Consider the following 9,623-nt stretch of genomic DNA (forward strand, 5'->3'; position numbering starts at 1 on the left):
CCCCCGAACCCCCGCTCCTCAAACGCCGGAGAGGCTGAAATACCTCGGGGCCGGGCCACCCAGGGGCGCGGGGAACTGCGCGCCCAGCCACAACGAACCCGCACAGATCAGGCGCGGTCGGACCCGTCGGCCGGGGTCGGGGCCGGAGCCCGGCGCTCGGTCGACTGCCCGAAATCCGCGTCGAGTTGCGACAGATCCGCGTTGAGCGCCGCCATCAGCTCCTCCATCTGCTGCAGCAAACCCTTGGGCTGCGACGACGGAACGGCTTCCTGGGACATGACGGCCTCCTCGGCCTTCGCCCTCCCCACGGGGAGAACCAGCAACGCACCGGCCGACCGCCGGCGACGGGTGCCGGGCGGTCCGGCTCCGCCCGAGCCAACGATCACCGCACAGACGGGTCACTGGCGCGGTATTCCCCCACGCACACGGTTGACGGATTTTCACCCGACCGGGGACGCGGAGGACCGGCGGGACCGATGAGGTTGACCGACGTTCGACCGTGCAGGATGGAGGCATGGATCTTCGAATCTTCACCGAGCCCCAGCAGGGCGCCACCTACGACACCCTTCTCGCTGTCGCCAAGGCCACCGAAGACCTCGGCTTCGACGCGTTTTTCCGTTCCGACCACTACCTCCGCATGGGTTCCGCGGACGGCCTCCCGGGCCCCACGGACGCCTGGATCACCCTCGCCGGACTCGCCCGAGAGACCAAGCGGATCCGCCTCGGCACACTGATGACCGCCGGTACGTTCCGCCTGCCCGGCGTCCTGGCGATCCAGGTCGCCCAGGTCGACCAGATGTCCGGCGGCCGTGTCGAACTGGGCCTGGGCGCGGGCTGGTTCGAGGAGGAGCACAAGGCGTACGGCATCCCCTTCCCCAAGGAGAAGTTCGCCCGTCTGGAGGAGCAGCTGGCGATCGTCACCGGGCTGTGGGAGACGAAGGTCGGCGAGACCTTCAGTTACGACGGCACGTACTACCAGCTCACCGACTCGCCCGCGCTGCCCAAGCCGGCTCAGTCCAAGGTGCCGGTGCTCATCGGCGGTCACGGAGCCACCCGTACCCCGCGCCTCGCGGGCCGATACGCCGACGAGTTCAACATGCCGTTCGCGTCGATCGAGGACAGCGAGCGCCAGTTCGGCCGGGTGCGGGCGGCGGCGGAGGAGATCGGCCGCAAGGGCACCGATCTCGTCTACTCCAACGCGCTCGTCGCCTGCGTCGGCAAGGACGACGCGGAGGTCGCCCGCAGGGCCGCCGCGATCGGCCGCGAGGTGGAAGAGCTGAAGGCGAACGGGCTGGCCGGTACCCCCGGCGAGGTCGTCGAAAGGATCGGCCGGTACGCGGAGGTCGGTTCCCAGCGCGTCTACCTCCAGATCCTCGACCTCGACGATCTGGACCACCTGGAGCTGATCTCCTCCCAGGTGCAGTCCCAGCTCGGGTAGTCGGGTGGTCGCCGCGCCCCCGTGGCCCGTCGGCCGGTGACCGTCGTGGGGTTCGCCCCGGTCCCTGGCCGACGGAAGCACCTTGGCCGGGACCGCAGCCGGGCGACCGGAGCGAGGCCGAAGTCGAACGCCGAAGCCGAACGCCGAAGCCGCGAGCGTCCCCCGCCCGTGCTGCGGACCCCGCCTCAGCGGTCCGTCAGCAACCCCGCGTCATGGGCCAGGACCGCTGCCTGGACGCGGTTGGCGCAGCCGGTGCGGGTCAGAATCCGGCTGATGTGGGCCTTGACCGTGCCGGCGCTCATGTACAGCTGGTCGGCGATCTCCGCGTTGGACAGGCCGGTGCCGAGCAGCCGCAGGACATCCCGTTCGGCCGGGGTCAGTTCTTCGGTCCTGCGCAGGGCGGCCTCGGTGTCACGGCCGGACCGTACGTGCCGTTCGAGCAGTTGGCGCGTGATCCGGGGCGCGAGGACCGGCTCGCCCTTCGCGGCGAGCTGCACGGCGCGGATCAGTTCGGCGGGACCGGTGTCCTTGAGCAGGAACCCGCTCGCCCCGGCCCGCAGGGCCCGCGTCACGCTCGCCTCCTCGCCAAAGGCCGTCAGCATCACCACACATGTACGGGGCGAGAGCCGGGCGATGTCCTCGGCGGCTGCGATGCCGTCCCTGGTCGGCATCTGGATGTCGAGCAGGGCGACGTCGATCTCCTGGGTACGGCAGGCCGCGGCGGCCTCCAGGCCGTCACCCGCTTCGGCCACGACCTCGATGTCGTCGGCGTTCTCCAGGATCAGCCGGATTCCGACGCGCATCAGCGCTTCGTCGTCGGCGACCAGCACTCGGATCATCAGCTCATCCTAGGGCCGCCATCACCAGCAGGACGATCAGGAAGCCCGCCGTGGGCAGGACCACGAGCACCGCCGTGCACCCGGCGCCCAGGACGCGCGGCCAGGTCAGGGTCTGGGCCGACAACGGGGGGTTGGACCCCGGCCGCCAGGTGTCGCCGTCGCCGGAAGGAGGGCGGGGCGCATGGGAAAAGGGGGCGGCGTCGGCCTCCGAGGGCGAGGGCGAGGGCGCGGGTGAGGGCGCCGGACCGTTCGTCGTGTGGGACGGATGGGACGGCAGCCACGCCGTCACGCGGAAGCCGCCGTCCGGCAGGGCACCCGCTCCGAAGGTGCCGCCGAGCAACGAGATCCGCTCCTCAAGTCCGGCCAGCCCGCTGCTCGTTCCTCCCTGGGAGTCGCCCGGCACGCGCGGCGCGCCGTTGGTGACGTACACCTCGATGCCCGCGTCCGTGCCCTTGGCCTCCACCAGGACGGGCGCGCCGGACGCGTGTTTCAGCACGTTCGTCAGCCCTTCGCGGACCACCCGGTGGATCGCCTGCCGGACACGGGCGCTCACCTCGACCGTGTCGGGAACCGACCAGACCAGCTCGACCGAGCCACCACCCGTCTGCCGGGACTGGGTCACCAGAGTGGTGATGTCGTCGTACGTTCCCCGGTCGCCGCCGGTCTCGTCCGACAGGTCCGTGCGCCGCAGGACGCCGAGGATCTCGCGGAGCTCCTCCATGGCCGTACCCGCGGTCGTGCGCAGCAGTTCCACCTGTCCGGCCAGCGGAGGGGCCTGGCGTGCGGCGGCGAGTTCAAGTGCCCCGGCGTGCACCGAGATCAGGCTCAGCCGGTGGCCCAGGAGGTCGTGCATCTCCCGTGCGATCCGGGTCCGTTCCTCCAGCCGGGCCGCCGCGGCGGTCAGCGCCCGGGTCTGCTCCAGATAGGCGTTGCGCTCCCGAAGCAGGTCGACCAGGGGCCGTCGCCGGCCCAGCATCGTGCCGGCCAGGGTGGGGAGCAGCAGGAGGAGTACGGCGGAGACGGCGTTCTCCGCCAGCTTCATCGGCAGGGTCTCCCACCGGAACAGGCCCGCGGCGACGGTCAGTCCGCCGAGCGCGGCGCAGGCCACCCCGACGATCCGCCACGCACGACGCGGCGGCGCGATACGGCGGGTGGCGGACAGCACGATCAGCGGTACCACCGCCAGCACCCAGACGTTGGCACCCATCAGCAGCGGAAAGGCGCCCAGGACCGCGGCGACCGGACGGCCGCGCCGCGCTGCGACGAGCAGCGCCGCCCACAACGCCTCCAGCACCGCGAGGACCGGCCGGTCCGGCGGTATCAGCAGCAGCGGGATCAGCCCGAAGGCCGCCGCCAGGGCACACACCAGTGACTCGGCGACGACCGTACGGCGTGGAGCGGCCCGTACCGCGGCCCGGATCTCGGCCGCCTCGCGGCGCAACCGCCGTACCGCGTCGCTCGGCCCGCGACCCGGCGGTCCGGGCAACTGCCGTTCCTCTTGCGTCACTTGACTCATGTTCGCCTCTGCCCCCGGCATCACCGATCCGCGCATCACGGATCCGCGCATCACCGATCCGCCGGGAGGAACGGTAGCCGCGCCAGGGAAGGTAGCCGCCGGCCGGTCCTCCGATGTCATGCGCCCGGCCGCGGACCCAGCTCCGCCCGCAACGCGGCGGTGTCCACCCGCTCGGCGGCCAGCAGCCGTCCGACCGTCCGGCCCTCGGCCCCCGCCTCCGCGTCGACCGCGGGTGCTTCGAGCAGCGCGGCCAGCAGGTGGACCGTACCGACCGTGGGCGAACCCTGTTCGGCGGCGATGAGCTGCGCCGCCGCCTTGACCTGCTGGGCGGAGTCGGAGAGATGTGTCTGGTCGAGGCCGCCGGCCGGTGCGTCGATGGTCGCCGAACGGGCCAGGGACTCGTGCCGTACGCCGTGTCGGCGCAGGAGTTCGGCGGCCGTGCTGACGGATGCCAGCTCCTCGGGCAGCGACCGTCCGGCGACGGCCAACGCCCGGTCCAGGGCCAGGATTCCCAGCAGGAGGTCCACGGGCTCCGTCTTGCCGCGCCCGTACCGCGCCACCTGCCGTGCGGCCTCGACGCTCACCGCGAACAACACCGGTGAGCCGTAGATGGACGACCCGGCGGTCCACGACGTGAACGCCCGCGACAGGCGGTTGCCGCTCCTGCCCAGCGTGCCGGCCCGCCGGAGAAGCAGGACGCCACGGGATTCCGGTCCCTCGGTCTCCGCCGAGGCCCTCGCGTCCAGTGCGTCGAGCGCCGTGGCCGCGGCGGCCAGGTCCAGCCGCTCCACGACCAGTGCTTCCCGGGCACGGCTCGCCGGCAGGTTCAGCAGGGCCCGCGCCACGTGCCGGCAGCGCACCGCGACCGTCCCTTCGGCGCGGGCCGACCTGAGCGCGAGCAGCAGGCACATCCGCGTCGCGTCGGTCATCCCGGGCAGCGGCCGGTCGCTCTCGGCGGCCGGTTCCTTCGCCTTGCGCGCGCCACGCGATGCGCCGGCCTTGAGCCCGAAGCGCCACTGTGCCTCGCGCCAGGCGGCGTCGACCTCGGCCTCGTCCTCGGCGGTGGCGTCCACCGGAGTGCTGCCGTATCCGTCGTCGTTCGCCCAGGCCGCCCCACCGCTGCCGGCCCGGCCCGAGACCAGACCGCTGAGCGAGCCGGCCTTTCGCATCCCGGGGGCCATCGCCGAACCGGCGTCCGTCTCACCCATCACGAGCGCGGACAGCAGGTTCTCGGTGCCCACGGCCGGTGACTCGAACCTGACCGCGTCGCGCAGTGCCTCCACGAGCAGTTCCATGACGTCGAGCTCGAACTCCGTGGGCGCTCCGGCCAAGGCGGCCAAGGCGGCCGATGCGGCCGATGCGGCAATGGCGGTGGCGTCGGCGGGTGTTCCGGTCGTCGGTCGCTGGTGCATCGAACGTTCCCCTCGGGCTGCGGTGGCCGGACGAGACCGACGCTAGACGGACACCGCACCCCACCACGTCGGCCGACCGGCCAAGCTCCCGGTCCAACCGGCCAAGCATCCGGTCCGATCGGCCCGGAAGCCACCCGCGTGCAGCCCGAGAGCCGCTCGCCTGCCCTGCGCGGAGGACGGAAAATGCCTGACTTCTCCAGAGAGGTTGGCTGTACGTTGGGCACGGTGCCGGACGGCGGCACCCTCCGATTTCCGCAGTTCAGAAGCGGTTCTGAAAGACGTTTCGAGGCAGACCACCGTGTTCCTGACGATCAGTACCACCGGCACCCCAGAGCGCCCCGCGACCGACCTCGGTTTCCTGCTGCACAAGCATCCCGACAAGGCGCAGGCGTTCTCCACCTCCTACGGCAAGGCGCATGTCGTCTACCCCGAGGCGAGCGTGGAGCGCTGCACGGCGGCGCTGTTGCTGGAGGTCGACGCGGTGGCACTGGTCCGGCGCGGCAAGGGCAAGGGCCGCGGCGGGGCCCCGGACGCGGCTCTCGCGCAGTACGTCAACGACCGGCCGTACGCCGCCTCGTCCCTGCTCGCCGTGGCGCTGAGCAGCGTGTTCTCCAGCGCGATGAAGGGCACCTGCCAGGCGAAGCCCGACCTGCCCGCGCGCCCGCTGCCCCTGCGCGTCGAGGTGCCCGCACTGCCGGCCCGCGGCGGGGCCGATCTCGTACGGGCGCTGTTCGAGCCGCTCGGCTGGTCGGTGGGTGCCGAACCCGTGGCGCTGGACACCGAGTTCCCCGAGTGGGGCGACTCGCGGTACGTGAGCCTCGTACTGGAGGGTGAGCAGCGCCTGGCCGACGCGCTGCGGCATCTGTACGTCCTGCTGCCGGTGCTCGACGACGCCAAGCACTACTGGGTGTCGTCCGACGAGGTCGACAAGCTGCTGCGGGCCGGGGAGGGCTGGCTGCCGGACCACCCGGAGCAGAAGCTGATCACCAGCCGCTATCTGTCCCGCCGTTGGTCGCTGACCCGGCAGGCCATGGAGCGCCTCGAACTCGTACGGCTCGCGGAGACGGACGACAGCGCGGTCGAGGAGATCGACAACGCCGTCGACGAGCAGACGGACACGGAGGAGAAGCCGGTACCGCTCGCCGTACAGCGGCGGGACGCGATCGTCGGCGCGCTGAAGGCCACCGACGCCGCGCGGGTCCTCGATCTGGGCTGCGGGCAGGGCCAGTTGGTGCAGGAGCTGCTCAAGGACACGCGGTTCACCGAGATCGTCGGGGTCGATGTCTCGATGCGTGCGCTCACCATCGCCTCGCGGCGGCTCAAGCTGGAGCGGATGGGTGAGCGGCAGTCCGAGCGCGTCAAGCTCGTCCAGGGCTCGCTGGCCTACACCGACAAGCGGCTCAAGGGGTACGACGCCGCCGTGCTGAGCGAGGTCATCGAGCACCTCGACCTGCCGCGGCTGCCCGCCCTGGAGTACGCGGTGTTCGGTTCGGCGCGCCCCAGGACCGTCATCGTGACGACGCCGAACGTCGAGTACAACGTCCGCTGGGAGACCCTCCCCGCCGGCCATGTCCGGCACGGCGACCACCGCTTCGAGTGGACGCGCGAGGAGTTCCGCGGCTGGGCGGGGACGGTGGCCGAACGGCACGGGTACGACGTGCGGTTCGAGCCGGTCGGGCCCGACGACCCCGAGGTGGGGCCACCGACCCAGATGGCCGTCTTCACGGTGAGCGCCCAGAACACCAAGGACCAGAACACCAAGGACCAGAGCACGAAGGACCGAAACACGAAGGACCGGAACACGAAGGAGGAGAAGGCCGCATGACCAGCACCGACACCAAGGTTCGTTCCCTGCCCGTCACCGACCTGTCCCTCGTCGTGCTGATCGGCGCGTCCGGATCGGGCAAGTCCACCTTCGCCCGTAAGCACTTCAAGCCGACCGAGGTGATCTCGTCGGACTTCTGCCGCGGCCTCGTCGCCGACGACGAGAACGACCAGAGCGCCAGTGGCGACGCCTTCGACGTCCTGCACTACATCGCGGGCAAGCGCCTCGCGGCGGGCCGGCGCACGGTCGTCGACGCGACCAACGTGCAGCAGGAGAGCCGTAAGCAGCTCATCGAGCTCGCCAGGAAGTACGACGTGCTGCCGATCGCCGTCGTGCTCGACGTGCCCGAGGAGGTGTGCGCCGAGCGCAACGCCTCCCGCACCGACCGCGCCGACATGCCGCGCCGCGTCATCCAGCGCCACACCCGCGAACTCCGCCGCTCCCTGCGGCACTTGGAGCGCGAGGGGTTCAGGAAGGTGCACGTCCTGCGGGGCGTGGCGGAGATCGAGAGCGCCGAGGTCCGCACCGAGAAGCGGTTCAACGACCTGACCCACCTCACCGGTCCGTTCGACATCATCGGCGACATCCACGGCTGCGCCTCCGAACTGGAGTCGCTGCTCGGCAAGTTGGGGTACGCGGATGGCGTGCACCCCGAGGGCCGTACGGCCGTGTTCGTCGGCGACCTCGTCGACCGCGGCCCGGACACCCCGGGCGTACTGCGCCGGGTGATGTCCATGGTCGGCTCGGGCAATGCCCTGTGCGTGCCGGGCAACCACGAGAACAAGTACGGCCGTCACCTCAAGGGCCGCAAGGTCCAGCACACCCACGGCCTCGCCGAGACGATCGAGCAGATGGAGGGGGAGAGCGACGAATTCAAGGGGCAGGTACGGGAGTTCGTGGACGGGCTCGTCAGCCACTACGTCCTCGACGGCGGCCGGCTCGTCGTCTGCCACGCCGGACTGCCCGAGAAGTACCACGGGCGTACGTCGGGCCGGGTCCGCTCGCACGCGCTGTACGGCGAAACCACCGGCGAGACCGACGAGTTCGGGCTGCCGGTGCGCTACCCGTGGGCTGAGGACTACCGGGGCCGGGCGGCCGTGGTCTACGGCCACACCCCGGTCCCGGAGGCCACCTGGCTGAACAACACCATCTGCCTGGACACCGGTGCGGTGTTCGGCGGCAAGCTCACCGCGCTGCGCTGGCCGGAGCGCGAACTCGTCGACGTACCGGCCGAGCGGGTCTGGTACGAGCCGGTCAAGCCGCTGGCCTCCGAGGCGCCCGGCGGACACGAGGGGCGTCCGCTGGACCTCGCGGACGTGCACGGCCGCCGGGTCGTGGAGACCCGGCACGCCGGACGTGTCTCCGTACGCGAGGAGAACGCTGCCGCGGCTCTTGAGGTCATGAGCCGCTTCGCCGTGGACCCGCGGCTGATGCCGTATCTGCCGCCGACCATGGCGCCCACCGCCACCTCCAAGGTGGAGGGCTACCTGGAGCACCCGGTCGAGGCGTTCGAGCAGTACCGGACCGACGGGGTCGCGCGGGTCGTGTGCGAGGAGAAGCACATGGGTTCGCGGGCGGTGGCGCTGGTGTGCCGGGACGAGGAGACCGCGCGCGAGCGGTTCGGCGCGAACGGGGTGTCGGGCGCGCTCTACACCCGCACCGGACGCCCCTTCTTCGACGACTCCGCCGTCACCGAGGAGGTCCTCGGGCGGGTGCGTGCCGCTGTCACCGAGGCGGGTCTGTGGGAGGAGCTGGAGACGGACTGGCTGCTGCTCGACGCCGAGCTGCTGCCCTGGTCGCTCAAGGCCTCCGGGCTGCTGCGCTCGCAGTACGCCGCGGTGGGTGCGGCGGCCGGAGCCGTCTTCCCGGGAGCGGTGGCCGCCCTCGAAGGGGCGGCGGCGCGTGGCGTCGACGTCCAGGACCTGCTGGTCAAGCAGCGGGAGCGGGCCGTGGATGCCGCCTCCTTCACCGACGCGTACCGGCGCTACTGCTGGACCACGTCCGGGCTCGACGGTGTCCGTCTCGCGCCCTTCCAGATCCTCGCCGTGCGGGGGCGGAGCCTCGCGGCTCTGCCGCACGAGGAGCAGCTCGCGCTGATCGACCGGCTGGTGGCGGACGACCCGTCCGGGCTTCTCCAGACCACCCGGCGGCTCTTCGTCGACACGGGTGATCCCGAGTCGGTGCGGGCCGGGGTCGACTGGTGGCTGGAGATGACCGGCCGCGGTGGTGAGGGCATGGTGGTCAAGCCCGACCTGGCCGTGGTGCGCGGCGAGAACGGGCGGCTGGTCCAGCCCGGGATCAAGTGCCGGGGGCGGGAGTACCTGCGGATCATCTACGGTCCCGAGTACACCCGGCCCGAGAACCTCGACCGTCTGCGCGGCCGTTTCCTCAACCACAAGCGGTCGCTGGCCCTGCGCGAGTACGCCCTGGGGCTGGAGGCCCTCGACCGGCTCGCCGAGGGTGAGCCGCTGTGGCGGGTGCACGAGGCGGTGTTCGGGGTGCTGGCGCTGGAGTCGGAGCCGGTGGACCCGCGGCTGTAGGCATCCGCCGACGGTGGGGAGGCGGCGTGGCGGCCTCCCCACCGGAAGCGCCG

Annotated in this window: 7 protein-coding genes; 3 read left to right on the top strand and 4 right to left on the bottom strand. The window is 71.8% G+C overall.

Annotation, left to right across the window (positions count from 1 at the left end):
• Positions 1-107 precede the first annotated feature (107 nt).
• On the bottom strand, positions 108-278 hold the full coding sequence (locus AOK17_RS51305; RefSeq protein ID WP_169801946.1) for a hypothetical protein: 171 nt from the start codon (positions 276-278) through the stop codon (positions 108-110).
• Between the two features lie 236 nt (positions 279-514).
• On the opposite strand from AOK17_RS51305, the gene AOK17_RS23580 reads away from it, so the two are divergent.
• Positions 515-1,438, top strand: a complete 924-nt coding sequence (locus tag AOK17_RS23580) for an LLM class F420-dependent oxidoreductase (protein WP_055614538.1) — start codon at positions 515-517, stop codon at positions 1,436-1,438.
• Positions 1,439-1,623: 185 nt separating this feature from the next.
• Here the strand turns inward: AOK17_RS23580 and AOK17_RS23585 are convergent, their stop codons facing one another.
• The 3 genes from AOK17_RS23585 to AOK17_RS23595 form a co-directional block, all read right to left on the bottom strand.
• Positions 1,624-2,277, bottom strand: a complete 654-nt coding sequence (locus AOK17_RS23585; RefSeq protein ID WP_055614539.1) for a response regulator — start codon at positions 2,275-2,277, stop codon at positions 1,624-1,626.
• 4 nt (positions 2,278-2,281) lie between these two features.
• Positions 2,282-3,784 (bottom strand): sensor histidine kinase, encoded by a 1,503-nt coding sequence (locus AOK17_RS23590; protein WP_245697322.1) that lies wholly within the window; start codon positions 3,782-3,784, stop codon positions 2,282-2,284.
• 125 nt (positions 3,785-3,909) lie between these two features.
• Entirely contained in the window at positions 3,910-5,205 is a 1,296-nt protein-coding gene (locus tag AOK17_RS23595; RefSeq protein WP_055614541.1) for a hypothetical protein, read from the bottom strand.
• Between the two features lie 298 nt (positions 5,206-5,503).
• Between AOK17_RS23595 and AOK17_RS23600 the strand changes: the two genes are divergently transcribed.
• Together AOK17_RS23600 and AOK17_RS23605 are read left to right on the top strand one after the other, a co-directional pair.
• On the top strand, positions 5,504-7,030 hold the full coding sequence (locus AOK17_RS23600) for a 3' terminal RNA ribose 2'-O-methyltransferase Hen1 (protein ID WP_055614542.1): 1,527 nt from the start codon (positions 5,504-5,506) through the stop codon (positions 7,028-7,030).
• The gene (locus AOK17_RS23605) at positions 7,027-9,570 is read left to right on the top strand and encodes a polynucleotide kinase-phosphatase (RefSeq protein ID WP_055614543.1); all 2,544 of its coding nucleotides are present in this window, start codon (positions 7,027-7,029) and stop codon (positions 9,568-9,570) included. Before AOK17_RS23600 ends, AOK17_RS23605 begins: the two co-directional genes overlap by 4 nt.
• Positions 9,571-9,623: the final 53 nt, after the last annotated feature.

Source organism: Streptomyces phaeochromogenes (assembly GCF_001418655.1).
Classification (GTDB): domain Bacteria; phylum Actinomycetota; class Actinomycetes; order Streptomycetales; family Streptomycetaceae; genus Streptomyces; species Streptomyces phaeochromogenes.